Here is a 26,299-nt window from a genome sequence, read left to right as displayed (position 1 = left end):
GTAGCCCTCGTTACTGGCCAGTAACTACCGGAGTCCCCCTGTTCGTTGCGTCACACACCTTGCGGAGGATCAGGAACAGCGGCAACCCGAACGGCGCCAGCAGGATCGTGACCACCAGCACGGGCGCCATGAGCAGCGGGTTGATGTCCAACCGCCGGCCCTCGCGGTACATCCACTGCCCGACGAAGACGTCCCACGCGATCATGTGCGCCCACACCAGCGTGGCGCCCGCGGGGGTGCTCATGAACTCCGCCAGTGCGGGCAGCTCCGGCCGGGTAACCAGGGGGAGCAGCTCGCCCAGGCGCGGGACTGCGAGCGCGATGTAGATCGCGACCGGCACCGCCGGGACCCACGGCGAGGCGGCGATCCGCTCGGTGTACCGCCACTTCGGGGCGAAGATCATCAACGCCCAGACCGGCGCCACGCCCACGAACGTCAGGCTGAAAAGGGTGTTCATGCTGCGACGAGCTCCTTGTGCGTTTCGGTGCGGGCCCACACGACGCCGAGTGCGGTCGCGGCGACCAGGGCGGCGAAGGCGAGCAGGGTGATCGAGTCGGGGTGGATCAGCGACTGGCCGCGCAGGGCCTGCCACGTCGTGAGGGCGAGCACGCCGAGGTAACCGGCGCCGAGCACCCACACCAGGCGGACGGTCGCCCAGCGGCCGAGCAGTGCGATCAGGACCGGGAGCACCTGCACCGCGTGCATCCCGATGAAGTGCGGCACGCGCAGGTCGCCGGCCTCGGTGCTCCAGCCGGTGAGTGCCATGTACGAGCCGCCGTCCGGTGCGCCGACGCTGTGCGCGCCGATGATGCCCGCCTTCATGTCCTGGCCGGGCTTGGGGCCGATCATCAGGAACGCGACGCCGAGGCCGAAGAACGCGACGATCAGTCCCAGGCGGACGGACCAGGCCAGCGCCTGGTTCTCGAACTTGGCGCGCAGCAACAGGATCGCGATGGCGGCGTGCATCACCCACAGCACGACGATGGTCGCGCCCATGACCGAGAACAGCGCGCCGTCGAGCGGCGTCTCGAAGTTGAAGTGGCTGCGCTTACCCCGGATGACCTGGCCGACTATCACGCTCATCTCGATCGCGCTCGCGGCCGTGATGATCGTTCCCGCCCACCGGCCGAACCGGCGCAGACGGCCGTCGAGGAACGTCAGGAACCAGGCGAGGGTGAACGAGTAGAGGACGAACGAGATCGAGAACTTGAGCGGCTTGAACCAGATCGGCGTCCCGGTCAGGACGCGGTCGTCGGCCACGAGGCCGATCAGGGTGACCGGGATCAGCGCGGCCATCGCCAGGCCGAAGACCACCAGCGGCCGGTGCCACTGCAACGCGGTGCGCAACATGTCTTCTCTCCCCAAAGTGGATAGCGGCACTCTCTACTATCGGAAAGCTACACTATCCGCATGCGTGTTGGCGAGCTTTCGAAGCGAAGTGGCGTCCCGGTGCCGACGATCAAGTACTACCTGCGTGAGGGACTGCTGCCCGCCGGCGTGCTGACCAGCCCGAACCAGGCCCACTACGACGAGTCGCACCTGCGCCGCCTGCGCCTGGTGCGCGCGCTGGTGGACGTCGGCGAGCTGTCCATCTCGGCGGTCCGCGACGCGCTGGCGGCGATCGACTCGTCGGAGCAGACCATGCACAAGAAGCTCGGCATGGTGCAGGAGGCGATCACGACCGTGCCCAACACGCCGATCGACGAGCGGTCCGTGCAGGAGGTGAAGGACTTCCTCGCCCGGCATGGCAGGCACGAAGACGTCGACGCCGAGCACTGGGAGATCAGCCGGATGCTCACCGCGGTGCTGTCGGCGGCCCGGTCACTCGGGCACGACCGGTTCCACGAGCAGCTCGAGCCCTACATGGCCGCACTGGAGATGATCGCGAAGGCCGACCTCGACTACATGCTCGGCCGGGCGAAGTCCGTCGACGACCTGGTCGAGTCGATGGTCGTCGGCACGATCCTCGGTGACGCCGCCCTCATCGCACTGCGGCGGATGGCCCACGCCGTCGAGTCGGAGCGGCGGGCCAAGGAAGAGGATCAGGTCTGACCGAGCTCGGCCAGCAGTCGTTCCGCGCGCCGCGTGTGCTCGTGCTCGGGCCCCAGCTTCTCCCGCAGTACGGGCAACGCCCGCAGCAACAGCGACCGCGCCAGCTCCGGTTGCCCAGCGTCGATGGCGTCGGCGGCGTAGTTGGGCAGCAGGGAGACGAGCTGTGAGTGCTCGGGGCCCAGCAGCTTCTCGATGATGCCGATCGCCATGTGGTGAAAGGTGAGCGACTCGGAGTGCTGCTTCGCCCGGCCGGCGCACATCGCCAGGTTGTGCATGATCATCGCGAGCTCGACATCCTGCTCGCCGCGCTGCGCCAGCTTGATCATCAATGCGCTGCGCAGCCGGGGCATCGCCAGCTCGTGCTGATCGTGCACGATCAGCATCATCGACATCTGGGTGAGCGGTTCGACCAGCAACGGGTGGGCCGGGCCCAGGGTGCGGTCCAGCAGCGTCATCGCCTGGTTGAGCGCCTTCACCATCGCCGGTGGATCGCGCAGCGCAGCCTGCGCGGCGCCGATCTCCATCCAGGTACCGGCCCTCGCCAGCCGCTCGGTCCTGCTCCGGCCATCGTGCAGGGACATGGCGCGCTCGAACAGCTCCACGGCCGCGGCGGGCTCGCCGCGGCTGCGCAGGTGCATCCCGACACCGGAAAGCAGCAGTCCGGCGAGTTTCGCGTCGCGCGACGTGGTCTTCACATGCAGCGCGGCCGCCTGCGCGTGCGGTCCGATGGCCGCCATGAGCGGCCAGTTCTCCGGCATGGCCGGCGCGTCGGGGAGCAGGCCGCCCAGGAACCTGACCGTGTGGGACAACCGCTTCGCCCGCTCCTTGGCCGTCAGCCGCGACCGGGTCACCTCCTGCACGAGCCGGTGGACTCGCACGTGGTGGTCGTCGGCGCGTGCGAGCAGCGACGTGGCCACCAGCTCGCCGATCACACTCTCCCGCGCCACCTCCTCCTTCGGCAGCACGTGCAGCAGCAGGCCCAACGGGATCGAGTCGGGCGCCAGGAAGGCGGTCAGTTCCAGCACACCGACCGCCGCCTTGGACAGGGCGCGGAAGTGCAGCAACCACGTCGTGGCGACGGTGTGCGGGTAGCCGACCGGTTTCGGGCCGATCTTCAGCAGCTCCGCCGATGCCTCCGCGTACAGGTCCAGGTAGCGGCGGATCGAACAGCCGTGGACGTCCACGTAGGCACGCGCCTGCGCGAGCGCGAGGGGCAGGTGGCCGAGCACCTCGGCCAGCTCGGCGGCGTCGGGAGCCTCGTCGAGGAACGCGACGGCCTCGCCGTGGGTCATCTCGGGCACGTCCACCGTCACCCCGGAGATGCCCCGGTTCCGCGTGGTGATCACCACGCGGCCGGTCGAGGGGAACCTGGTGAGCAGCTCGGGGTCCTCGGCGTTGTCGAGGACCAGCAGCCAGTCGTCCCGCTTGCCGAGCTCGACCAGCAGCCGCGCGACCACCCGCTCGTGGGTGATGTCGAACCCGAGCGCGTCCGCCAGGGCGACCAGGTCGGCGGTCAGCGTGCTCTCGTTGGCCGCGCGCACCCACCAGCGCACGGTGAACTCGCCACCATGTGCGTGTTCCAGCGCCAGCTGGCTCTTGCCGACGCCACCGAGGCCGCGCAACACGACCGGGCCGTCCAACCGATCGAGTTCGGCCAGCAGATCCACTCGGCCGGTGAACCGCGGGTTGCGGGCGGGCAGGTTGCTCGTGCCGGTCCAGTCGACCGGTGGTGGCGCGTTGTGCACCACCACCTTCTTGATCGACTTGGCCCGGATGACCGTCTGGGCTCTCGGTAAGTCGGGCCCCATCAGGCCGCCGCCGTGGCGGTGAGTGCCTTGGCCAGGGCGTCCGCGGTCAGCTCGATCTGCCACGACCGGGCGCCGCCCTCGCGCAGCGTGGCGGTGATGCCCTCGGTGGAGATGTCTTCCGGCGGCTGCCAGCAGGTGCGGCGCACCAGGTCCGGCAGCAGCAGGTTCTCGACGGGCAGCGTGTTGGCCTCGGCGATGGCGTTCAACGCCGTGCGCGCGGCGGCGAGCCGGGCGGCGGCGTCGGGATCCTTGTCGCCCCACCGGTTCGGCGGTGGCGGGCCGTCGTGCTGGGGTGCGGGCTCGGGCAGCTGGTCCTTCGGCAGGGCCCCAGCGCGGCGCAGCGCGCCCATCCATGTCCCGACCATGCGGCGCTGCGCCCGGCCGCGGAAAACGGGCAGAGCGAGCAGCTCAGCCTCATCTGCGGGGTTGCGTGCGGCGGCTTCCATCAACGCGCTGTCGGGCAGGACGCGGCCGGGCGCGATGTCGCGCTCGCGGGCCACGGAGTCACGGGTCTCCCACAGCGCGCGCACCATCGCGAGCTGGCGGGGGTTGCGGACCCGGTGGATGCCGGACGTCCGGCGCCACGGGTCGGTGCGGGGACGGGGGAGCGGAGCGAGCCGGACGGCTTCGAACTCCTCCAGAGCCCAGGCCAGCTTGCCCTGGCGCTCGAGCTCCTGCTCCAGCACGTCGCGCAGATCGACGAGCAGTTCGACGTCGAGCGCGGCGTAGTTCAGCCAGTCGGCTGGGAGGGGACGGCGCGACCAGTCGGCCGCGCCGTGCCCCTTTTCGAGCCGATAGCCGAGCAAACGCTCGACGAGTGTGCCGAGGGCAACTCGTTCGAACCCAGCCAGCCTGCCCGCCAGCTCGGTGTCGAACAGCGCGCTGGGACGCAGCCCGAGTTCGGCGAGGCACGGCAGGTCTTGCGACGCTGCGTGCAGCACCCACTCGGTGCCGTCCAGTGCCTCCACCAGCGGGTCGAGACGACCGCCCAGGGCGATCGGGTCGACCAGCACGGTGCCGGCACCGTCCCGGCGCAGTTGCACCAGATAGGCACGTTGCGAGTAGCGGTAGCCCGAGGCTCGCTCGGTGTCCACCGCGACCGGGCCCTTCGCCCCGGCGAGCGCGGTAGCGGCTCGCCGGAGCGCAGTTGGGTCGGCGACCACGGGCGGAACCCCATCAGCAGGCTCCGTCAGTGGTACCGGATCAGCTCCGGTTGGTGCGGTTGGCTCGTCGGCGGGTACATCCACAGCGGATGACCCTACGACGAACGCACCACTCGCAGTTGTGTTCGGCCGGTTCAGTGCTTCAACCGGTCCTAACGGATCACGCCGGCACGCATGGCCAGCGCGACCATCTGGGCGCGATCGCCGGTGCCCAGCTTCCGGCCGATCCGGCTCAGGTGAGACTTCACCGTGAGCGCGGACAAGCTCAGAGCCTCGCCGATCTCCTTGTTGCTCTGGCCATCGGCGACCAGCTGGAGCACCTCGACCTCACGCGCGGAAAGCTCCCGCGGCGTGTTGTCGGTGCCCGGCACCCGAGTACCCGCTGCGAGCACTGGTGCCACGCTCGGATCTGCGTAAACGCCGCCATCGAGAACCCGGCGCACCCCGTCGGTGACCACCATCGGAGAGGCGGACTTCAGGAGGTACGCCTGGGCGCCCGCCTGGAAGGCCGACCTGACCGCGTAGGGGTCGTCGGAGGATGCGAGGACCACGATGCGGGGCCAGCCCTGGGCACGGAGTTCCGTGACCAGGTCGATGCCGGTGCCATCCGGCAGACCCAGATCGAGGATCGCGAGGTCGCACGGACCGGTTGCGAGTGCCCGCGCCCGAGCCTCCGCCACCGATGCGGCCTCATGCACTGTCCCGGCTCCCATCTGGGTGAGCCGAGCTGATATCGCCTCCCTCAGCAGTGGGTGGTCGTCGACCACCAGCACTGAAAAAAGCTCTTCCCGCGGGTGCGGGACCATGTTCGCCGGCAACGAGCCGGCTGGCGTGGTACGAACGGCCTGACCTAAGCCGACGGCAGCCACGTCACTACCTCCCTGGAGTCGGTCGTGCCCCCCGACCGGCACCGGGACTTTCGTCCAATCAGCCGCGCCACTGATCGACCGAAAGTGGTGTCGTCTGGGGCAGCGTAGCCGCCCAAGCGGGTCTACGGGACGATCAATCGGGTATCTATCCCTATTGAGTTGTGACAGATGGACCCACTTGTCACACGATCGGCTGACAACTGGATAGGGGGTGTAACGCGAGTCCCCCTCATGACGACATCTAGGAGTTGCGTGTGAGTCAGGACCGGGCCAAGGCGTTGTTGCAGCGTGTGCCACTGGTGGACGGACACAACGACCTGCCGTGGTCACTCCGGGACTTCTTCGGTGAAAATTCAACCGAGAACGTCTTCGACACCGCCGCCAAGGTGAATCTCCGCGAGCTCCAGCCGAAGCTCCACACCGACTTCGTGAAGGCCCGTGAGGGCGGACTCGGGATGCAGTTCTGGTCCGTTTTCATCCCCTGCCGGCTTGAGGGCGACAGCGCCGTCACGGCTGTTCTGGAGCAGGTAGAGCTGGTGCACGAGCTCTGCGAGCGGTACCCCGACCACCTCGGGATCGCCACCACCGCCGACGAGGCCGAGGCCGTGTTCGCGTCCGGCCGGATCGCCTCCTTGATCGGTGCGGAGGGCGGCCATTCCATCAACTCTTCACTCGGCGTGTTGCGCGCGCTGCGGCGGCTGGGCGTCCGCTACATGACGCTGACGCACAACGACAACACCCCGTGGGCCGATTCGGCCACTGACCAGCCCGAACACGACGGTCTGACCGAATTCGGCAAGGACGTCGTGCGGGAGATGAACCGGATCGGCATGCTCGTCGACCTGTCCCACGTGGCACCGAGCACGATGCACGATGCGTTGGCGGTTTCGGCCAAACCGGTGATCTTCAGTCACTCGTCCTGCCGAGCGGTCGCCGACCATCCGCGCAACATTCCGGACGAAGTTCTGGGCAAGTTGGCCGACAACGGCGGTGTGGCCATGATCACATTCGTCCCGGACTTCGTGTCGCCGCGTGTCGCGGCCTGGGACGCGGCCCTGCGCGACGCCATGACCGCCGCCGGTGAGAAGCACGCTGACCTGGAGGTCAGGCAGCGGTTCGCCGACTCGTGGACCGAGGGCGGGCCCCGGCCGAAGGTCACCGTCGACGACGTCGTCGCCCACCTCGAGCACGCGCGCGAGGTCGCGGGCATCGACCACATCGGGCTCGGCGGCGACTACGACGGCGTCCGGGAGCTGCCCGAGGGCCTGGAGAACGTCTCCACCTACCCGGTCCTGTTCGGCGCGCTGCTGGAGAAGAACTGGTCCGAGGACGACTGCGCCAAGCTCGCCGGCGCGAACGTCCTGCGCGTCCTGCGCGAAGCGGACGCCTGACCTGAAGAACCGTTATGGCCACCATGACGGACCTCAAGTCCGTCATGGTGGCCATAACGGTTCAAGCGCTCCAGCTGAGACACGACTCGAGGGGCCGTGGGCCCTGTCCCGGCCACTGCACCCGGTGCTGGGCTGAGCAGGGCCGGGGGACCCGCCACCCGGCCTCGTCGGACGAGGAGGAGGAACCGGGTGCGCGCACTGGCCCCCGAGGTCGACCTGGGTGATCCGGGCAGCTTCGAGCACGGCGTCCCGCACAAGTTCTTCACCAGGCTGCGGCGCGAGGACCCGCTGCACTGGCAGCCCGAGGCCGGCGGCCCCGGCTTCTGGGTCGTCTCGCGACACGCCGACGTGGTCGCGGTCAGCAAGGACTGGCAGAGCTACTCGAACTCGCGCGGCGGCATCGAGATCATCGACAGCCCGCCGGACGAGCTGGCGATGTTGCGCATGCTCATGCTCTACATGGACCCGGACGAGCACACGACCTACCGCAAGCTCGTGGCCAGGGCGTTCACCCCGCGCGTGCTGCGGACCATGCAGGACAAGATCGACCGGATCGCACGGGAGACCGTCGACGAGGTCATCGGCCGTGACACGTGCGACTTCGTCCCGGACATCGCCGCGAAGCTGCCGCTGCCGGTGATCGCCGACATGCTCGGCATGCCGTCCGAGGACCGCGCCAAGCTCGTCACCTGGTCGAACAAGATCCTCGGCTGGAGCGACCCGCAGTACGTCGACCAGCGCTCGGACGCCACCGCCGCGGCCATGGAGATGATCCAGTACTCGACCGAGCTCGCCGCCCGCAAACGCGTCGAACCCGGTGACGACCTCACCTCCCGGCTGGTCGAGGTCGAGGTGGACGGGCACAAGCTGACCGACCTGCAGTTCGGCCTGTTCTTCCTGATGCTCTCGATCGCGGGCAACGAGCCGATCCGCAACCTGATCTCGCAGGCGATGCTGGCGTTCTTCCGGTTCCCGGCCCAGTGGCACCTGCTGCGCGAGGTGCCAAGCCTGATGGAGACCGCGGTCGAGGAGATGATGCGCTGGGCGACGCCGACCATGCAGTTCCGCCGCACCGCGACCCGCGACCTGGCCCTGCACGGCAAGGTGATCCAGGAGGGCGACAAGGTCACCACGTGGTTCGTCTCGGCGAACCGCGACGAGGACGTGTTCGCCGACCCGTCCGGCTTCGACATCACGCGCGCGCAGAACCCGCACCTGGCGTTCGGCGGGGGCGGCCCGCACTACTGCGTCGGGGCGCACATGGCGCGGTTGCAGGCAGCGGCGATGTTCCGCGAGCTCACCACGCGCCTGCCTGGGATCCGGCTCGACGGCGAGGTCGCGCATCTGCGGTCGAACTTCGCCAACGGCATCAAGCACCTGCCGGTCAGGTTGCACGGGTGACCCCGGAATCCCTTTCCGGCGAGGTCCTGGTCACCGGCGCGTGCGGTCACCTCGGCGCGAACCTGGTGCGGCAGCTGCTCGACGACGGCGAGGCCGTCCGCGTGCTGGTGAAACCGGGCAGCGACGACACGGCGATCGACGGCCTCGACGTGCGCCGGTTCGACGTCGACCTGCGTGACGCCGAGGCACTGCGACCGGCCCTGTCCGGCGCTACCCGCGTGTACCACTGCGCTGCGATGATCTCGACGGTCGCGGGCAACGAGCGCGAGATCTACGAGAACAACGTGGTGGGGACCAGGAACCTGCTCGACGCCGCGGCCGCGGAGAACGTGGAGCGGGTCGTCGTCACCGGCTCGTTCGGAGCGGTCGGTCACCTGCCCGACCGGCCGAGCGACGAGCGGGTGCCGTTCGACCCCTTCACCCCGCACACGCCCTACCAGGCCACGAAGGTCCTCGTCGCCCACGAGGCGTTGCGCGCCCACGCCGAAGGGCTCGACGTCGTGCTCGCGATCTCCACTGCGATCCTCGGCCCGCACGACTACCTGCCCTCACGAATGGGCCGCCTGCTGCTGCGGTTCGCGCACGGCGACCTGCGCGCGTACATCGCGGGCGGCTTCGAGTTCGTGCCGGCGCGCGACATCGTCGCCGGGCACACCCTGGCGATGGCGAAGGGCCGGTCGGGCGGCCAGTACCTGTTCGGCAGCGGCTATCGCTCGATGGACGAGCTGATGGCGTGCTTCGAGGAGGTCACCGGCCGGCCTCGGCCGCGGAAACTCCCGGCGGGCCTGGTGCGCGTGCTGGCACCGGTGATGACGGGGTTGCGCCGTGAGCAACTGCTGACGCCCGCCGCCGTCCGATTGCTCACGCAGAGGCGGCGCGCCGACTGCACCAAGGCGCGGACCGAGCTGGGCTTCGCGCCGACGTCCATCGAGGACTCGATCCGAGAGGCCTACGAGGACTTCGTCCGGCGCGGACTGATCCGGAGGTAGCCGTGGCACCACCAGATTTCGCGAACGCACGAACGCGCCACCAGAAGGCGCGGTCGGCCGGACTGCATCCGGACTATTGGTACCCGGTCGAATGGGACACCGCGGTCAGGACCGGACAGGTGGTCGAGATCGTTTTCTGGAAGCGCTCGATCGCCTTGTTCCGCGGCGAGGACGGTGTCCTGCGCGCGGTGGACGACCGCTGCGCGCACCGGCAGCTCAAACTCTCCGCCGGACAGGTCAAGGGATGCAACCTCGTGTGCCTGTACCACGGCTGGGAACACGACGGTGACGGGAAGATCGCGCACATCCCGCACGACACGTTCGGCAAGCAGGTTCCCAAGTCCAGAATCACGAGCTATCCGGTGCAGGTCCGATATGGACTGATCTGGATCTTTCCGGGCAATCCTTCGCTCGCCGGCGAAAAGTCTGTTCCGGACATTCCGGAGATGGACGCGAGATGGCCGAGCGTGCCCGTGGACGCCACGTGGCACGGCCACCACTCGATGATCATCGACAACGTCAGCGACTTCACCCACGCGTACCTGCACGAGAAGTACCGGCCGTTCTCCGATCCGGTGCTGACGCGGCTGGAGTCACGTGACGACAAGGTGTTCGTCGCCTACCGCACCAAGGTCGGCGGTGACCCGAAGACCGAGCTGGTGCTCAACCCCGCGATCGACCGCGGCAGCATCGAGCTCTGCTACTCCTACCCGTACCAATGGTCCGACACCGGCGGGAAGATCAAGCACTGGTGTTTCGTGCTGCCGATCGACGAACGACGAACCCGTGTCTTCTTCCTCTTCCTGTTCGCGCCGGACGCCTACCGGTTGCCGTTCACCCGGATCCGCATGCCGCTTCCGTTGGTGCGCGGCATGTTGAGGCTCGCCAAACGGGCGTACATCCTGCCGTTGCTCGACCAGGACCGGGTCGCGATCGAGGCCGAGCAGGAGGGCCACGAGCGGTATCACGACCAGCCGATCCCCGAGCTGAACCCGGCGGTGCAGGAGTTTCAGCGGCTCACCATCAGCAAATGGGAGGAGGCGCTCGCGTGACGTTCACCTACGAACCCTTCACCCCGTCGTTCGACCGCGACCCGCATCCGACGTACCGCCACCTGCGCGAGCACGCGCCGGTGTACTTCTGGGAACCCGCCGGGGTATACCTCGTCAGCCGGTACGCCGACGTCGAGGCGTTGCTGAAGGACCGGCGGTTCGCGTTGCCCGGCATGGACTCCGGCCCGCCGCGCACCGAGGGTGGCCGGATCCACCGCGCGCTGTTCGAGCACGCGTTCTTCGGGCTGCCCAAGGGTGACCACGCCAGGGTGCGCAAGCTCGTCACGCCCGCGTTCGCCCCGCGCGAGGCCGCACGCCGCCACGACGCGATCTGTGCGTTGGTGGGATCGCTGATCGACTCTTGGGGCGATCAGTCCGAAGTGGACATCGTCTCCGACTTCGCCCGGCCGATTCCGGTGCGGGTGATGAGCCATCTGCTGGGGATCCCGGCCGAGCACGACGCGTTGTTCGGCCGGTTCGCCCAGGCGATGATCATGTCGGTGCTGCCGTGGATCGGTCCGGACGAGTTCGACCGCGAGGTGGAGATCTTCCCGGCCGCGGCCGGGATGCTCGGCTCGTTGATCGAACAACGCCGTGCCGCGCCGGGGGACGACCTGCTGAGCCTGTTCGTCGGGATGGCCGGCCTGTCGGTCGAGGAGCTGCTCGGCGTCGTGGCGTCGCTGGTCGTCGGCGGCGCGGAGACCAGCGTGCACCTGATCGCCAACGGCGTGCGCACGCTGCTCGCTCACCCCGACGCCCTGGCCCTGGTCCGGGCTGATCCGTCCCTGCTGCCGGGTGCGCTGGCCGAGGCGTCGCGGTTCGACTCGTTCGCCAAGCACGGCCTGAGCCGCACGGCGCTGGAGGACGTGGAGCTGCACGGCGTCACCGTGCCCGCCGGTTCGCGGCTGGTGATGCTGATGGCCTCGGCGCTGCGCGACCCCGCGGTGTTCGACGATCCCGATCGGTTCGACCTGCATCGCCCGCCGACGCGCCTGATGTTCGGCGCGGGCTCGCACTTCTGCCTCGGTCACGCCCTGGCGCGCGCGGAGGCCGAGGCCGCGATCGGGTTGCTGTTGCGGAGGTTCCCGGCTCTGCGGCCGGCCGCGGAACCCGAGTTCGCGCCGAACGTGATCCGGCGCGAGCTGTCGTCGTTGCGGGTGTGGCTGCGGTGACAGACCGTATAGGACCGTCATTCCCGAATGGATCGGAAATGTGGCCGAAGGATTCGTCGTTTGAGTCTAAGCGACCTTTTCGGGAGCGCTCTCGTGAACGCCGAGCCAGATGGCGACGGCTTCCGCCCGATGTCGCGCGTGCAGCTTGCTGAAAATACTGTTGATACGATTCTTGACGGTTTTGACCCGCAGGTGGAGCAGGTCGGCTATCTCGTCGTTCGACAGTCCGCGGGCGATGAGCTCCATGGTCTCGATCTCACGGGGGCACAGGTCCGCCGGCGCGGGTGGTGCGTACGACGTGAGGTTCAGGACGGCGTTCACGAGGTCTGCCTCGGTGAAGCAGCCGTGCGTCAGAACCGCGGCGATGCCCGCCTGTGCGGCCCGGCTGAGCACCCCGGGCCCGGCATGGGTCACGGCGAGCACCGGGACGGGCGCGCACACCGTGGGCACCCGCTCCCAGGAACGGTCGGGGCCGTGGTCGATCTCGATCACCACGACATCCGGGTCCTGCCATTCCTCGACGACCTGCAGGCGGTCGCACGAGGAAAGAAGGTGACGCAGTCCGGTGCGTGCGACGATATGGTCCACCGCGAGCAGAACCGTCCGCATTTCCACGATCAGGACAATAGCGGACCCACAAATACCGCCGATCCGCCGGAAATACGGAGCGTGATCGCCGTTCAGGCCGAGGGGCCGCGTTGGCCGAACATGGTCACGCCAACGGGCGGCAGCCCGACCGCGACGGCCATCAGGTCGTAGAAGGCGGTCGCGTGCTCGGCGAGCTCGCCGTCCAGCGCCGTCCACGACGCGCGCAGCTCCAGGTCGTCCGTGCGTGCCGGGCCGGCGATGTCGCCGAACCGAGCGCTGGAGGTCTGGGTGACTGTGCCGCCAAGCGCGGTGTAGCGCGCGCCGGACGTCTCGAGCGCCTCGGTCAGCCACGACCAGCCGACCTCGGGCAACAGCGGGTCGGACGCCAGCTCGTGGTCCAGCTCGACGCGCACGTAGGCGACGACGCGCAGCACGCCACCCCATGCCTCGTCGCCGTCGGGGTCGTGCAGCAGCACGAGGCGTCCGGTCGACAGCTCGTCGGACGGGCCGGAGACCTCCGCGGTCAGCGCGAAGGCCCACGGGGCGAGCCGCTGCGGCGGCCGCACCTCCGTGAGCTCGATCTCGGGCCGGGTACGAACCGACTTGAGTGTCCCCACAGCCCGGCGGAAGAGTTCCGGCTCGGTCACGCAACTGACTGTAGGCCTTCGCAATCCAGCCGAGTGACAGCGGCACGCCGGGACGTGGCAGCATGGCAACCGACATGAACGCTGAAGCCCCCCTTCTTGTGGCCGCGCGTGGCGGCACGCCTTCAAGGACCCCGGTCTGGTTCATGCGCCAGGCGGGCCGTTCCCTGCCCGAGTACCGCAAGCTCCGCGAGGGCACCGCGATGCTCGACGCCTGCATGGACCCGGAGATGGTCTGCGAGATCACTCTGCAGCCGGTCCGCAGGCACGACATGGACGGCGCGATCCTGTACAGCGACATCGTCGTGCCGCTCAAGGCCGCCGGTGTCGACCTCGACATCGTCCCCGGCACCGGCCCGGTGATCGCGAACCCGATCCGGTCGGTCGCCGATGTGGACCGCCTCCCGCAGCTGGACCCGTCGCAGGTCCAGCCCGTGGTCGAGGCGATCAAGCTGCTCGTGAAGGAACTCGGCGACGTCCCGCTGATCGGGTTCGCCGGCGCGCCGTTCACCCTCGCGTCGTACCTGATCGAAGGCGGCCCGTCGAAGAACTACGAGCGCACCAAGGCGCTCATGCACTCCGACCCCGCGACCTGGCACAAGCTGCTCGGCAAGCTGGCCGGGATCACCGGCACCTTCCTGCGCACGCAGGTCGAGGCCGGGGTGTCCGCGGTCCAGCTGTTCGACTCGTGGGCGGGCGCGCTGTCCGAACGCGTCTACCGCGAGCTGGTGCTGCCGCACTCCACCGAGGTGCTCGGATCCATCGAAGGCGTGCCGCGGATCCACTTCGGCGTCGGCACCGGTGAACTGCTGCCCGCGATGCGGTCGGCCGGCGCGGACGTCGTTGGTGTCGACTGGCGCATCCCCCTGAATGTCGCAGTTGAGCGGTTGGTCGCTGCCGATCCAGCGGCCGGCAAGCCGGTCGTGCAGGGCAACCTCGACCCGACCGTGCTGTTCGCCTCGTGGGAGGCGATCGAACGCGAGGTCCGGCGCATCCACGCCGAGGGCAAGGCGGCCGCGGGCCACATCTTCAACCTCGGCCACGGCGTCCTCCCGGACACCGACCCCGAGGTCATCACCCGGACCGTGGAGTTGATCCACAGCTTGTGAGGCCTCTTCACGTCGTGGTCGTCGGTGGCGGGATCTCCGGTCTCGCCACCGCCCACCGCCTGCGCCTGCTGCTGGGCCCGTCCGCCGAGATCACGGTGGTCGAGCAGTCCGACCGGATCGGCGGCAAGATCCGCACGGTCGAGCTGGCCGGCGTCTCCTACGACGTGGGCGCCGAGGCGTTCCTGCACCGCAGGCCCGAGGCGACCGAGCTGATCACCGAGGTCGGGCTCGCGGACGAGATCGTCCACCCCGTCGGGTTCAGCGCCTCGGTGCACGCGGCGGGCCGCACCTCGCCGATCCCCGCGCACACGATGATGGGCATCCCGGCGTCCGTCGAGACGGTCCGGCCGGTGCTCTCGTCCGAAGGCGCGTTGAGGGTGGAGATGGAACCCACCCTGCCGCCCATCGACCTGCGCGGCGCCGACGTGGCCGTCGGCCCGCTGATGCGCGAACGGTTCGGCCCCGAGGTGGGGGACCGGCTCGTCGGACCGCTGCTGGGCGGCGTCTACGCCGGCCGCGCTGACTCACTAGGCCTGCGTGCCACGTTGCCGCAGATCGCCACCCTGCTGGACAAGGGCGTCGGGTCGCTGCTGGCCGCGGCCGCGATGACCATGCCCGCGCCGCCGCAGCCCCGCGCCTCGCGCCCACCCGTCTTCGGCACGCTGCGCAGCGGCCTGTCCGGCCTGGTCAACCAGCTCGCGGCCGCCGCCCGGCCCCGCATGATGCTGGGCCGCCCGGTCCGTGTGCTGTCGTGGCGTTCGGACGGCTGGCGCCTGGAGATCGGCTCGGCCGCGTCCCCGGAGTACCTGGACTGCGACGGTGTCGTGCTGGCCGTCCCGGCGCCCGCCGCGCGCAAGCTGCTCAGCGACATCGCCCCCTACGCCTCGGCCGCCTACGGCAAGGTCGACGTGGCGTCGATGGCCGTGGTCGCGATGGCGTTCCCGCCGGGGACCGCGCTGCCCGAACGGTCCGGCATCCTGCTGGCCGAGAAGGAGCGCTACTCGGACCGCATCACCCCGTTCACCGCGAAGGCCTTCACCTTCTCGTCACGCAAGTGGGCGCACCTGGGGCAGCCGGTGCTCGTCCGCGGGTCCGTGGGGCGCTTCGGGGAGACCGCGCTGCTGCAGCGCAGCGACGCCGACCTGGTCAAGGCCGTGCGCGCGGACCTGCGTGAGCTCACCGGCGTGACCGCCGAGCCGATCGACTACGTGGTTCAGCGGTGGGGTGGTGGGCTGCCGCAGTACGGCGTCGGTCACCTCGACCTGGTCTCCACCATCGAACGGACGGTCGGCGAGGTTCCCGGACTCGCCGTCGCCGGGGCCACGCTGCACGGTGTCGGCATCCCCGCCTGCATCGCCACCGCGGACGCGGCGGCCGCCCGTGTGGCCGCGCACCTGCTCGGCCGGGTCCGCCGCTGATTTGGGAAGATGAGCACATGGCACGCCTGAACTACACCGAGCTCAACGACACGATCCGCTACACCATGTGGTCGGTGTTCCGGGTGGAGCCGGGCAAGCTCCCCGAGGACCGCGGCCCCGCGGCCACCGAGACCCAGAACTACCTCGACGCCCTGGAGGGCAAGGGCGTCGTCGTGCGCGGCGTGTACGACGTCGCCGGCCTGCGGGCCGACGCGGATTACATGATCTGGTGGCACGCCGAGGAGATCGAACAGGTCCAGGCCGCGTACACCGGCTTCCGCCGCACGCCGCTGGGCCGAGTCTCGACGCCCGTGTGGTCGCAGGTCGCGCTGCACCGGCCCGCGGAGTTCAACCGCAGCCACATCCCGGCGTTCCTCGCCGGCGAGGAGCCGCGCAAGTACGTGTGCGTGTACCCGTTCGTGCGCAGCTACGAGTGGTACCTGCTGCCCGAGGAGGACCGCCGCCGCATGCTCGCCGAGCACGGCAAGGAGGCGCGGGACTACCCGGACGTGCGCGCCAACACGGTGGCGAGCTTCGCGCTGGGCGACTACGAGTGGATGCTCGCGTTCGAGGCCGACGAGCTGCACCGCATCGTGGACCTGATGCGGCACCTGCGGGCCACCGACGCGCGCAAGCACGTGCGGGAGGAGATCCCGTTCTACACCGGGACGCGGGTGCCCGCGGCGGAGCTGGTCACCAACCTGCCCTGAGGCATGACATGGGGGGAGCTTTCCAAGCGCTCAGCGCTGGGAAAGCTCCCCCCATGGCAGCTAGGCCGAGCGGTAGGCGCGGATGACCGTCACCTCGGTGCTGTTGCCGTTCTGGTCGGTCGCCTTCGCCCGCAGCGAGATGTAGCCGGGCGAGTGGTAGATCAACGCACCCGACCCGATCACGCCGGCCCGGCGCCACGACTTGCCGTCGTCGAAGGAGTACTCGACGTCGGTGACGCGGAACGTGCCGCCGCCCTGCTGCTGCACCGCGAACCCGACGCGGTGCAGCCGGCCGGCCTGGATGGTGTTCGTCTCGTCGAGCTTCGGCAGGAACCGGACCACCGCGGTCGGTACCGCGGAAGTGCCCCGAGCCGACTTGAACGTCCACGCGGCCGAGACCGAAGTGGACAGCTCGAACTGCGCGGACCGCACCGCCGAGGTTTCCAGGCGGTACGTGCCCGAGGTGGCGGGCAGCTTCTGGAAGCGGCCGCCGCCGGGACGGTCCGAAGTACCGATCAGGACACCGTCGCGGTACAGCGACGTCGACCCCGACTCCACGGCGGACGAGCCGTAACCGCCGTTGTAGTCGCCGAACAACGGGATGCCCGCGTAGAGGTCGTCGCCCTCACGTGAGACGTACGGGAACCGGGTCGTCGGCAGCGACGGGCTGAACACCGCGAACAGCAGGTTCTCGTGGTAGGTCTGGCCGGCCTGATAACGCTTGGGCTGCGTGGACGCCATCCCGAGCGGGTGGAACGCCATCTGCTCCCACGCCACGCCGGTGGTCACGTAGTCGACGGCCTTCTTGCCTTCCGGCACCGGATAGACGGCCGAGCCGCCGCCACCCCCATAGGTGCCGCTGGGCAGCACGGCCTTCTGGTACGTCGCACCGGGGAACACCGACCCGAACTTCGTCTCCGTGCGCGCGAGCTCTTCCTTGCGTGGTGCGGCACTGAAGCCCGTCGGGAACTTGCCGGGCACCTCCCACGACAGGCGGTAGAACGTCGCGTCGTCGGACGCGCTGTTCGTCTGCAACGACACCAACGACGAGAACTCGGCAGGCGGCACGTCCGGTCCGGTGTAGAGCGACCGGGTGTTGGCGAAGCCGCCGAAGCTGATCAGCCCGAAGTTCATCGGCCGCTCGCCGTAGTTGCGCTGGAAGCTCAGCTCGCCGATGGTGAAGTCACCGGTCGGCTCCGGCGCGGTGATCTCGATGGGCTTGGCCTTCGAGGCGTCGAACGTCGCCAACGCGGCACCGGTGACGTTCAGCGTCGGGCCCACCAGCATGTCGAACCCGCCGCCGGACAGCACGAAACCGTAGGCGATGTAGGAACCCTTGGGCAGCCGCAGCTTCGCCTTGCCGTCGACCGCGGACGTGAACAGCCACTTCGACACGTCCAGGCCGACGATGTTGAAGAAGTTCGACGACGACGGCTTGCCGTCGCGGTCGAGCGCCTCCAGCGTCACGTCGTAGCTCTCCACCTCGCGCGTCACGCTGAACGGCGTGCGCACCACCCGCGTACCCGCAGTGGCGGTCAGCTGGCCGGTGTACGCGCCGTCGGTGGTGCCGAGCCGCGTGTCCGTGGTCAGCGTGACCGACGCCTTGCCACGAGCGGGCACCGTGACCTTGTTGGCACTCAACGAGAACAGCGGCGCACCGCCGTCGAGCTTGAGGTCGAACTCGAGCGCCGCGTCGGTCGGGTTGAGGTAGGTGACCTCACGGGTGACCGGCTTGTCGTCGTTGTGCGGCCACTGCTGCAGGCCGAAGGAGATGTTGCTGGGCAACGAGACGACGTCCTGCTTGATCGCCTTCGCCACGTCGATGCGGCCGGCGCCCTGGTCGAACGCGCCGAGTCCGGGCGTCGGCTTCGCCGTGCTGGTCAGCAGGGCCTTGAGCTGCGCGCCGCTCCAGTCCGGGTGCTGCTGCTTGAGCAACGCGGCCGCGCCCGCGACGTGCGGGGTGGCCATCGACGTGCCGGAGTACGCGATGTGCTCGCCGTTGGTGCCCGCCTTGGCCGCGACGATGCCGACACCGGGCGCGGTGACGTCCGGCTTGATGCCACCGTCACCGATGCGCGGGCCGCGGCTGGAGAACGAGGCGATCGAGTCGTCGCGTTCCACCGCGCCGACGGTCAGCGCCGCCTCGGCACTGCCGGGCGAGCCCACGCTTTCCGTACTGGGCCCGGAGTTGCCCGCGGCGATGACGAACAACGTGCCGTACTTGGCCGACAACGTGTTGACGGCCTCCTCGAGCGGGTCGATCTCCTCGGTGTCCCCGCCGCCGAGGCTGAGATTCACCACGGCCGCACCGGACTCCGCCGCCCAGCGCATGCCGTCGAGGATCCACGACTCGCGGCAGCCGAACTCGACGCACACCTTGCCGTCCAGCAGCTGCGCTCCCGGCGCGACGCCGCCGTACGTGGCGTCACCGCTGGCGATGGTCGCGCCGACGTGCGTGCCGTGGCCGACCTTGTCGGTGTTGTCCGGGTCCTCGGTGAAGTTCTTCTCCGCCAGCTGTTTCCCGGCCAGGTCCGGGTGCTTCTCGTCCACACCCGTGTCCAGCACGGCGACCTTCACGCCCTTGCCGGTGATCCCGGCCTGGTGCGCGGCCGGCGCGCCGATCTGCTTGACGCTGCGGTCCAGCGTCGGCTGCCGAATACCGTCCAGCCACACCTTCTGGCCGCCGGACGTCAACGCCCGCAACGAGTCCGCCGAACGCGCGGACATGACGCCGTGCCCGCCGACGACCAGCGGCAGCTGCCCCTTCGTGTAGCCGAACTCCCGCAGCGCCGTGATGTCGAACAGTCGCCGGTCCACCTTGTCGCCGGCCAGCAACGACATCGCGTCCTGCGGCACGACGAGCGTGTGCCCGCCGACCTGCGAGCGGCTGAACGTGATGTGCTCACGACCGGCGCCCGGCCGCACGCCGAGCATGCGCCCGGACGGGTCGACGAGCACCTTGTCCCCGGTGATCAATGTGATCGAGTCCTGTGGCTCCGCCGGAGCGGCGGCCGCCGGGCTGGCGACCGCCGTTCCGCACGCGAGCACGCAGGCCACCAACGCCGAAGCGATTCTCCTGCTGTGCATCGGAAATCCCCCTACTTCGTCACCTTGTAGGCACGCATGATCGTGACCTCGGACGTGTTCCCCTTGCTGTCCTTGGCCGTCGCGCGAAGCGATGCGTAGCCGTCGATGTCCGGGTGGTAGATCAACGCGCTCTTGCCGCCGACGACACCCGCCCGGCGCCACGTCTTGCCGTCGTCGAACGAGTACTCGACGTCGAGCGACGTGATCTTGCCGTTGTCCGCGCCCTCCTGCTGCTCCACTACCAGCGGGACGCGCAGCAACCGGCCTGCCCGCACCGAGTTGTTGTCGTCGAGCTTCGGCGTGAACCGGACCACGGAGAGCGGCAGCGCCGCGTACACGGACGGGTCGGTGTGTCCCGAACGGAACGTCCACGCGGCCTTGATCTCGGTGCTGAACTCGAACGGACGGGTCAGCTCGGTCTCCAGCCGGTAGTCCGCCGCCCCCGGCGCCACGTCGAGGTACGCGTACGCCGCGCGGTCCTGCGTGCTCACGGCGACACCGTCGCGGTACAGCACGGACTTCGCCGTGTTCACCTTCGAGTAACCGAACCCGCCGTTGTTGTCGGCCAGCACCGGCACGGACGCGTAGAGCCGGTCGCCCGCGCGGCCCAGGGTGAGGTACTCACGCGAGATCGACGGCCCGAACACGGCGTAGTTGGCGCGTTCGGTGATCCGGTCACCGGGCTTGAACGCCTTCGGCGGACCCTGCAGCGACACCTCGTAGTTGAACCACCCCGGCCCGAGCTGGTAGACGAGCGGCTGCCAGTTGCTGTCGGTGGTGAGGTACTCGACCGGCCGGACGCCGCCGGCGATCGTGAACAGCGAGCTGCTGCGGCCGCCCGAGATTCCCTTGGTGTGGAACGGGTACATGCCCTTGTAGTAGTTCTTGCCAAGCTGTTGCTGGCCGATGTTGTACTCGACGCGTGCGAGGTCGGACACCTGGGGCGCCTTGGCGAAACCGGTCGGGATCCTGCCGGAGAACTGCCAGGAGAACCGGAAGAAGGCGTTCTCCTCGTCGGCTCGCTTACCCTGCGTCGAGAGGCTGCCGCCGAACTCGTCCGCGGGCAGCTCCGGGCCGAGGTGGCTGGTGCCGAACGTGCCGAAGCCGCCGAAGAACAGCATGCTGGCGCCGAAGGCGGCGTTGCCGCTGCGGCGGGCGAAGCTGAAGTCGGCGCCCGGCCACCCGGAGACGGCGCTCGGGAACTTGACGTCCACGAGCTCCGTCGTGCGGGCGTCCAGCGTCACCGTGGTGTTGGCCGCGATGACGAGCTTCGGCTGCACCACGGCGTCGAGACGCGCGCCGGACCGGATGTAGGCGTACGTGACGTAGTCCCCCTTGGGCAGGCGGGTCTTCACCGTGCCGCTCGGGTCGTACGGCGTGGCGCGCTTGGTGTTGTCCAGCCCGACGAGGTTGGTCGAGTAGCTCGCCGTCGGCTTGCCGTCGCGGTCGAGGTAGTTGAACGTGACGTCGTAGCTCTCGACCTCGCTGGTCACGCTCACCGGCGTGCGCAGCGTGAGGTCACCGGCGGTCGCGACGACCGTGCCGGTGAGATTGCCCGTAGCCCCGGACCTCGTGTCCGCGACCACCGGCACGCTCGTCTTGCCGTGAGCCGGAACGGTGATCGTCGACGAGCCGACCGAGAACACACCGGCGGGTGCCGCGGTCTGCAGCGAGACCGAGAACGTCATCGGCTCGTCCGTCGGGTTCACGTAGGTGAGCTGCTTCGTGGCCGGCTGGTCGTCGGTGTGCGGCCACGACTGGAAGCCGAGGTGGATGCTGCCGGGCTCGGCGAACGCCGTCTGCTTGATCGCCTTGGTCAGGTCGATGCGGCCGCTGCCCTGGTCGAACGGGGTGAGGCTGACGGTCGGCTTGGCCGAGCTGATCAGCGCGGACTTGATCTGGTTGCCGGTCCAGTCCGGGTGCTGCGACTTGAGCAGCGCGGCGGCACCGGCCACGTGCGGCGTGGCCATCGACGTGCCGGAGTAGGCGATGTGGTCGCCGTTCGTGCCCGCCTTGGCCGCGACGATGCCGACGCCGGGTGCCGTGACGTCCGGCTTGATCGCGCCGTCACCGACGCGCGGGCCGCGGCTGGAGAACGGGGCGATGTTGTCCTCGCGGTCGACGGCGCCGACGGTGAGCGCGGCGTCCGCACTGCCCGGCGAGGCCACGGTCTCCTTGCCGCCGGAGTTGCCCGCGGCGATCACGAACAGCGTGCCGTACTGGGCGGACAGCGTGTTCACGGCCTCTTCGAGCGGGTCGATCTCAGGGGTGTCGGGCCCGCCGAGGCTGAGGTTCACCACGTCCGCGCCCTGCTCGGCGGCCCAGCGCATGCCGTCGAGGATCGCGGAGTCGGAGCAGCTGGTGCTGGCGCAGACCTTGCCCGCGAGCAGCTGCGCGTCCGGCGCGATGCCGCGGTACTTGCTGTCGCCGCCGGCGATGGTGGACGCGACGTGCGTGCCGTGACCCACCTTGTCAACGATGTCGGGATCGCTGGAGAAGTTCTTCTCCGCGATCTTGCGGCCCTTGAGGTCCGGGTGGTTCCCGTCGACGCCGGTGTCCAGCACCGCGACCTTCACACCCTTGCCGGTGATCCCGGCGGCCCACGCGGTGGGCGCTCCGATCTGCGCCGCGCTGCGGTCCAGAACCGGCTTGCGCAGGCCGTCCAGCCAGATCTTGTCGCTGCTCGTGGTGAGCGCCCGCCAGTTCTCGGCCGATCTCGCGGCCATGACACCGTGGCCCTTGATGATCAGCGGCAGCTGCCCCTGGGTGTAGCCGAAGTCCAGCAGCGTGGTCACGTCGAACAGCCGCCGGTCGAGCTTGCCCGCCGCCAGCAGTTCGGTCGCGTCGAGCGGGGTGACGAAGGTGTGCCCGTCCTCCACGCTCGTGGCGACGGGGATCTGCTCCCGGCCCTCGGCGGGCTGGACGTTGACGACCTGCCCGTCCGGGCCGACCAGCACCTTGTCGCCGGTGATCAACGTGACCGAGGCGGGTGCCCCGATTGACGGTCCTGGGGGTTCCGGCGCGGCGACCGCCGCCGTCGTCGCGCCGAATATCAGGGCAAGTGCCGCGAGGGCACTTGTTTTCTTGCGGTGCATGACGAATCTCCGATTCGTAGATACACGACGATGCGCAGGCTCACCGGAAGCCGGTGAGCCTGCGCACCTGGGACCCTGTTCAGTTATCCGATCTTGTAGGCCCGGACGATGGTCACCTCGGAGCAGTTGCCCTTGGTGTCGGTCGCCTTCGCCCGCAACGAGACGAAGCCGGCCTGGCCGGGGTGGTGCAAGAGGGCGGTCCTGCCGATGACCGGAACTCGCTGCCACGTCTTGCCGTCGTCATACGACGCCTCGACGGTGAGCGACCGGATCCGGCCGTTGCCCGCACTCTTCGACTGCTCCACGCGCAGCGGTACGCGGAACGTCTTGCCGGCCGGCGCCGAGTTGCTGTCCGACAGTTCCGGTTCGAACCGGACCACGGACATCGGCGCGGCCTTGAACTCTGCACCCGTCACCGTGTCGGACTTGAACGTCCACGCGGTAGCGACCTTCGTACTGGTTTCGGCGACGCCGCGAGTGACCTCGCTCTCGACCTTGAACGTGGCCGGGCCCGCGGGCACCCGCTCGAAGAAGCCGTTGGCCGGGTACGGCGACTGAGCGATCAGCTTCCCGTCGCGGTACAGCTTCGTGAACGCCGAGTCGAACGCGTAGGTGTTGCCGAACCCGTCCGCTTGGTCGGCGTGCATCGGCACGCTGACGCCGATGTCGTCACCGTGGCGGCCGATGTTGGCGTACCGGCTGCTGACCGTCGGCCCGAACACCGCGAAGTTGATCCGCTCGTCGTACGCCTTGCCCGCCCTGTACGCCTTGCCGGGCCTGCCCAGCGTCACCTCGGGCGGGAACTTGTCGCCGTCCAGCTGCCAGAACGTGGCGCCCCAGCGGACGCCCGCCGGGGTGTTGACGAGGTACTTCACCGAGCCGGGAGCGGACGCCGGATACAGGGAGGTGACGCTCATCCCCGATCCACCCTCGGCCCCGAGCCCGAAGTAGACCTTGCGCCCGGCGAGCACCGGACCGATCTTCGTGCGCACCTCGGCGAGCTCGGACTTCGCGACCTTCCGGGTGTAGCCGGTGGGCAGGATGCCGGTCTCGGCGAACGTGTAGCCGTGCCGCGTCGCGTCGGCGGAGGCGAAGCCCGCGTTGAACGTGACGGTGAACTCGTCGCCGGACAGCTTCTGGCCGAAGCCGGCGATGCCCATCCCGTCGAAGCCCGGCAGGATGAACCCGGACGAGAAGCTGCCGAGCTTGGTCTTGCGGCTCTGGACCACGACGGCGTCGGTCGGCTTCGCCTCCGCGTCCGGACCGGTGATCGCGATGGGCTTCGCCTTGGTGGCGTCCCAGTCGAGCGTCATGTCGCCGGTGACGTTGAGATCCGCGTTGGACTCGAGGTCGATGACCGGCTTGCTCTGGTCGCCGCCGAAGATCGCGGCTTCCGCGTAGTAATGGCCCTTGGGCACGCGCACGGTGACGCTGCCGTCCGGGTCGCGCGGCACGTCGACCCACGAGTTGGCCTCCAGCCCGATCAGGATGGTGCGGCCGTTGCCGGTCGGCTTGCCGTCGCGGCCCTTGGTGTTGACCGTGACGTTGTAGCTCTCGACCTCGCGGTTCAGGCCGATCGGCGTGCGCGCCGACGTGGACCCGGAGGTCGCCACGATCGCGCCCGAGAACGTGCCGTCCGCGGTGCCCACGCGGCTGTCACCGGTGACCTTCGCGGTCGCGGTGCCGCCGGCCGGAACCGTCAGCTTCGCGGGCGACACGGTGAACATGCCGCCCGGCGCCTTGGTGTCGATCGTCAGGTCGAGCGTGACGTCGGTCTTGCCCGTGTTGCGGTAGGTGATGTCCTTGGTGACCGGCGTGTCGTCGTTGTGCGGCCACGGCTGGTTGCCCAGGCCCACGCTGACTGGGTCGGCGGTCACGGTCTGCGTGATCGCCTTCGCCACGTCGATACGGCCCGAACCCTGCTCGTAGGCGGTGTTCGCCGGGTTCGGCTTGGCCGACGCGACGAGCTGCGCCTTGATCTGCGCGCCCTTCCAGTCCGGGTGCTGCTGCTTGAGCAACGCCGCCGCGCCCACGACGTGCGGCGTGGCCATCGAGGTACCGGAGTACGCGATGTGGTCGGACGTTCCGGCTTTGGCGGCGACGATGCCGACGCCGGGCGCGGTGACGTCGGGCTTGACGGCGCCGTCACCCTTGCGCGGGCCGCGGCTGGAGAACGGGGCGAGGCTGTCGTCCCGGTCGACCGCGCCGACGGTCAGCGCGGCGTCCGCGGTGCCCGGCGACGAGACCGGCTCGAACCCGCCCGAGTTGCCCGCCGCGATCACGAACAGCGTGCCGTGCTGCGCGGACAGCTTGTTGACCGCGTCCTCGAGCGGGTCGATCTCCGGGGTGTCCGTGCCGCCGAGGCTCAGGTTCACCACGTCGGCGCCCTGCTCGGCGGCCCAGTTCATGCCGTCGAGAATCCAGGACTCGGCGCAGCCGAACTCCATGCAGACCTTGCCGTCGAGGATCTGGGCGTCCGGTGCGACACCGCGGTACTTGGCGTCACCACTGGCGATGGTCGACGCGACGTGCGTGCCGTGGCCGACCGTGTCGGTGTTGTCCGGGTCCTCGGTGAAGTTCTTCTCGACGAGCTGCTTGCCCTTGAGGTCCGGGTGCTTGTCGTCGACACCGGTGTCGAGGACCGCGACCTTCACGCCCTTGCCGGTGTAGCCGGCCTCCCAGGCGGCGGGGGCGCCGATCTGCTTGGTGCTGCGGTCCAGGCTCGGCTTGCGCAGACCGTCCAGCCACACCTTGGTGTTGTTGCCGGCAAGCGCTTGCCAGCTCGCGGTCGTACGTGGAGCCTCGGCTTTTGACAAGCCGGTGCTTGCCAGTTCGCGCGCGTTCTGCACGCCGAGTTGCTGGGTGACGAGGACCGGCGTGGTCTTGCGCCTGGCGTCGTCGTAGCCGAACTGGATCAGCCCGGTGACGTCGAAGAGCCTGCGGTCGACCTGCCCGCTCGCGACGAGGTCCATCGCGTCCTCGGGAATCACATACGTGTGGTTGTTACGCCGCTGGACGTTGAACCTGATGTTCTCCCGGCCCTGGGCGCGGACGATCGCCTTGGGCTCGTTGTCCTGCACGTGGACGCGGTCACCGGTGATCAGCGTGACCGTTCTCGCCTCACGGTCGTCGGGCTGCGCGGTGGCCTGATCGGCCACAATGGACTGACCGGTATCGGCGGCGGCGGGCATCCCCATGCTCGCCGCCACCATGGTCAGTCCGAGTAGTGCGACAGCGGCTGATCCCCATCGGCCACGTCGTCGCTGTTGGTTGGAACTCAACAGACACCTCCCGGTCAATTGCTGCGCGCTGTGGATCGCGCAGGCCGGAAGACGTTGTGCACCAACAACTATCCGAAGTGAGAATGAACGAACGCCCCCCGACTCGGTCGAAGCTATCGACGGTGATGTTCGTCAGGCAGGGGCCGAATGGGTGAATTTGGTGAATGATTTGCCGACCGATTGCTACTTCTCGTTGTTTTGGATCGATTCACCGAAAACGCTTGACACCGCTCGCCGCCACCAGCGCTTCCGTTGCGTCTCAACAGGAGCGAGTTCGCCGCGGTCGCGTGCCCATTGGGCGAAGCCGGCGTCGTCGTCGTGCATTCGGCTGCCCGCGGCGCGCGGATGGGCTACGGCCGGTGAGCGCAAGTGGAGTGAGCGGCGGTCAGCGGGTGCGTCGCCACCAGTGCTTGCGTTGGGGCTGAAGGGGAGTGAGTTCGCCGCGGTCGCGTGCCCATTGGGCGAAGCCG

Annotated in this window: 19 protein-coding genes; 9 read left to right on the top strand and 10 right to left on the bottom strand. The window is 69.2% G+C overall.

Annotated features, from left to right (window positions below; genetic code table 11):
• Positions 1 to 10 precede the first annotated feature (10 nt).
• Positions 11 to 457, bottom strand: coding sequence for an ABA4-like family protein (locus tag QSK35_RS22645; protein ID WP_285749361.1), 447 nt, complete (start codon positions 455 to 457; stop codon positions 11 to 13).
• Entirely contained in the window at positions 454 to 1,350 is an 897-nt protein-coding gene (locus QSK35_RS22640) for a hypothetical protein (RefSeq protein ID WP_285749359.1), read from the bottom strand. Before QSK35_RS22640 ends, QSK35_RS22645 begins: the two co-directional genes overlap by 4 nt.
• 60 nt (positions 1,351 to 1,410) lie before the next feature.
• On the opposite strand from QSK35_RS22640, the gene QSK35_RS22635 reads away from it, so the two are divergent.
• The gene (locus tag QSK35_RS22635; protein WP_285749357.1) at positions 1,411 to 2,052 is read left to right on the top strand and encodes a MerR family transcriptional regulator; all 642 of its coding nucleotides are present in this window, start codon (positions 1,411 to 1,413) and stop codon (positions 2,050 to 2,052) included.
• Here the strand turns inward: QSK35_RS22635 and QSK35_RS22630 are convergent.
• The 3 genes from QSK35_RS22630 to QSK35_RS22620 form a co-directional block, all read right to left on the bottom strand.
• On the bottom strand, positions 2,043 to 3,860 hold the full coding sequence (locus tag QSK35_RS22630; RefSeq protein WP_285749355.1) for a tetratricopeptide repeat protein: 1,818 nt from the start codon (positions 3,858 to 3,860) through the stop codon (positions 2,043 to 2,045). The genes QSK35_RS22635 and QSK35_RS22630 overlap by 10 nt on opposite strands.
• A complete protein-coding gene (locus tag QSK35_RS22625) occupies positions 3,860 to 5,107 on the bottom strand; it encodes a ribonuclease D (protein ID WP_285749352.1) in 1,248 nt (415 codons plus the stop codon). Before QSK35_RS22625 ends, QSK35_RS22630 begins: the two co-directional genes overlap by 1 nt.
• Positions 5,108 to 5,175: 68 nt before the next feature.
• Positions 5,176 to 5,892, bottom strand: a complete 717-nt coding sequence (locus tag QSK35_RS22620; RefSeq protein WP_015099292.1) for a response regulator — start codon at positions 5,890 to 5,892, stop codon at positions 5,176 to 5,178.
• A 254-nt stretch (positions 5,893 to 6,146) separates the two neighbouring features.
• Here QSK35_RS22620 and QSK35_RS22615 point away from each other — a divergent pair, with 254 nt between their 5' ends.
• From QSK35_RS22615 to QSK35_RS22595, 5 genes are all read left to right on the top strand, one after another.
• Positions 6,147 to 7,283 carry a dipeptidase gene (locus tag QSK35_RS22615; RefSeq protein ID WP_285749350.1) on the top strand — a complete coding sequence of 379 codons (1,137 nt, stop codon included), beginning with the start codon at positions 6,147 to 6,149 and terminating at the stop codon, positions 7,281 to 7,283.
• A gap of 189 nt (positions 7,284 to 7,472) precedes the next feature.
• The gene (locus QSK35_RS22610; RefSeq protein WP_285749348.1) at positions 7,473 to 8,684 is read left to right on the top strand and encodes a cytochrome P450; all 1,212 of its coding nucleotides are present in this window, start codon (positions 7,473 to 7,475) and stop codon (positions 8,682 to 8,684) included.
• Entirely contained in the window at positions 8,681 to 9,673 is a 993-nt protein-coding gene (locus QSK35_RS22605) for an NAD-dependent epimerase/dehydratase family protein (RefSeq protein ID WP_285749345.1), read from the top strand. The genes QSK35_RS22610 and QSK35_RS22605 overlap by 4 nt, the downstream gene beginning before the upstream one ends.
• A 2-nt stretch (positions 9,674 to 9,675) precedes the next feature.
• Positions 9,676 to 10,725, top strand: coding sequence for a Rieske 2Fe-2S domain-containing protein (locus QSK35_RS22600; protein ID WP_285749344.1), 1,050 nt, complete (start codon positions 9,676 to 9,678; stop codon positions 10,723 to 10,725).
• Positions 10,722 to 11,897: a cytochrome P450 gene (locus QSK35_RS22595; RefSeq protein WP_285749342.1), complete on the top strand. Its 1,176-nt coding sequence runs from the start codon at positions 10,722 to 10,724 to the stop codon at positions 11,895 to 11,897. The genes QSK35_RS22600 and QSK35_RS22595 overlap by 4 nt, the downstream gene beginning before the upstream one ends.
• A gap of 66 nt (positions 11,898 to 11,963) precedes the next feature.
• Here the strand turns inward: QSK35_RS22595 and QSK35_RS22590 are convergent, their stop codons facing one another.
• Positions 11,964 to 12,506, bottom strand: a complete 543-nt coding sequence (locus QSK35_RS22590) for a response regulator transcription factor (RefSeq protein WP_285749464.1) — start codon at positions 12,504 to 12,506, stop codon at positions 11,964 to 11,966.
• A gap of 71 nt (positions 12,507 to 12,577) precedes the next feature.
• The gene (locus tag QSK35_RS22585) at positions 12,578 to 13,132 is read right to left on the bottom strand and encodes a DUF3000 domain-containing protein (RefSeq protein ID WP_285749340.1); all 555 of its coding nucleotides are present in this window, start codon (positions 13,130 to 13,132) and stop codon (positions 12,578 to 12,580) included.
• A gap of 74 nt (positions 13,133 to 13,206) precedes the next feature.
• Between QSK35_RS22585 and hemE the strand changes: the two genes are divergently transcribed.
• The 3 genes from hemE to hemQ are packed head-to-tail and all read left to right on the top strand — an operon-like array spanning position 13,207 to position 16,366.
• The gene (hemE, locus tag QSK35_RS22580) at positions 13,207 to 14,238 is read left to right on the top strand and encodes a uroporphyrinogen decarboxylase (RefSeq protein ID WP_502881699.1); all 1,032 of its coding nucleotides are present in this window, start codon (positions 13,207 to 13,209) and stop codon (positions 14,236 to 14,238) included.
• Complete coding sequence (hemG, locus tag QSK35_RS22575) at positions 14,235 to 15,656, top strand: protoporphyrinogen oxidase (protein ID WP_285749336.1); 1,422 nt, start codon at positions 14,235 to 14,237, stop codon at positions 15,654 to 15,656. Before hemE ends, hemG begins: the two co-directional genes overlap by 4 nt.
• A gap of 17 nt (positions 15,657 to 15,673) precedes the next feature.
• Entirely contained in the window at positions 15,674 to 16,366 is a 693-nt protein-coding gene (gene hemQ, locus QSK35_RS22570; RefSeq protein WP_285749334.1) for a hydrogen peroxide-dependent heme synthase, read from the top strand.
• A 60-nt stretch (positions 16,367 to 16,426) separates the two neighbouring features.
• Here hemQ and QSK35_RS22565 read toward each other — a convergent pair whose 3' ends face one another.
• The 3 genes from QSK35_RS22565 to QSK35_RS22555 all read right to left on the bottom strand — a co-directional run bounded on the left by QSK35_RS22565 (position 16,427) and on the right by QSK35_RS22555 (position 25,745).
• A complete protein-coding gene (locus QSK35_RS22565) occupies positions 16,427 to 19,453 on the bottom strand; it encodes a S8 family serine peptidase (protein ID WP_285749332.1) in 3,027 nt (1,008 codons plus the stop codon).
• Between the two features lie 11 nt (positions 19,454 to 19,464).
• On the bottom strand, positions 19,465 to 22,548 hold the full coding sequence (locus QSK35_RS22560; protein WP_285749330.1) for a S8 family peptidase: 3,084 nt from the start codon (positions 22,546 to 22,548) through the stop codon (positions 19,465 to 19,467).
• Between the two features lie 83 nt (positions 22,549 to 22,631).
• A complete protein-coding gene (locus tag QSK35_RS22555) occupies positions 22,632 to 25,745 on the bottom strand; it encodes a S8 family peptidase (protein ID WP_285749328.1) in 3,114 nt (1,037 codons plus the stop codon).
• Positions 25,746 to 26,299 lie beyond the last annotated feature (554 nt).

The sequence above is a fragment of the Lentzea sp. NBRC 105346 genome (assembly GCF_030269605.1).
Lineage (GTDB): Bacteria > Actinomycetota > Actinomycetes > Mycobacteriales > Pseudonocardiaceae > Lentzea.
The sequence above is the reverse complement of the archived record's forward strand: the minus strand, read 5'-3'. Positions and strand labels throughout refer to the sequence as shown.

What these genes read in the sequence shown, in the direction of transcription:
- QSK35_RS22645 (WP_285749361.1), bottom strand. Translation starts at nt 457, where the DNA reads ATGAACACCCTTTTCAGCCTGACGTTCGTGGGCGTGGCGCCGGTCTGG.
- QSK35_RS22640 (WP_285749359.1), bottom strand. Translation starts at nt 1,350, where the DNA reads ATGTTGCGCACCGCGTTGCAGTGGCACCGGCCGCTGGTGGTCTTCGGC.
- QSK35_RS22635 (WP_285749357.1), top strand. Translation starts at nt 1,411, where the DNA reads ATGCGTGTTGGCGAGCTTTCGAAGCGAAGTGGCGTCCCGGTGCCGACG.
- QSK35_RS22630 (WP_285749355.1), bottom strand. Translation starts at nt 3,860, where the DNA reads ATGGGGCCCGACTTACCGAGAGCCCAGACGGTCATCCGGGCCAAGTCG.
- QSK35_RS22590 (WP_285749464.1), bottom strand. Translation starts at nt 12,506, where the DNA reads ATGCGGACGGTTCTGCTCGCGGTGGACCATATCGTCGCACGCACCGGA.
- hemE (WP_502881699.1), top strand. Translation starts at nt 13,207, where the DNA reads ATGAACGCTGAAGCCCCCCTTCTTGTGGCCGCGCGTGGCGGCACGCCT.
- hemQ (WP_285749334.1), top strand. Translation starts at nt 15,674, where the DNA reads ATGGCACGCCTGAACTACACCGAGCTCAACGACACGATCCGCTACACC.
- QSK35_RS22565 (WP_285749332.1), bottom strand. Translation starts at nt 19,453, where the DNA reads ATGCACAGCAGGAGAATCGCTTCGGCGTTGGTGGCCTGCGTGCTCGCG.
- QSK35_RS22560 (WP_285749330.1), bottom strand. Translation starts at nt 22,548, where the DNA reads ATGCACCGCAAGAAAACAAGTGCCCTCGCGGCACTTGCCCTGATATTC.
- QSK35_RS22555 (WP_285749328.1), bottom strand. Translation starts at nt 25,745, where the DNA reads ATGGGGATGCCCGCCGCCGCCGATACCGGTCAGTCCATTGTGGCCGAT.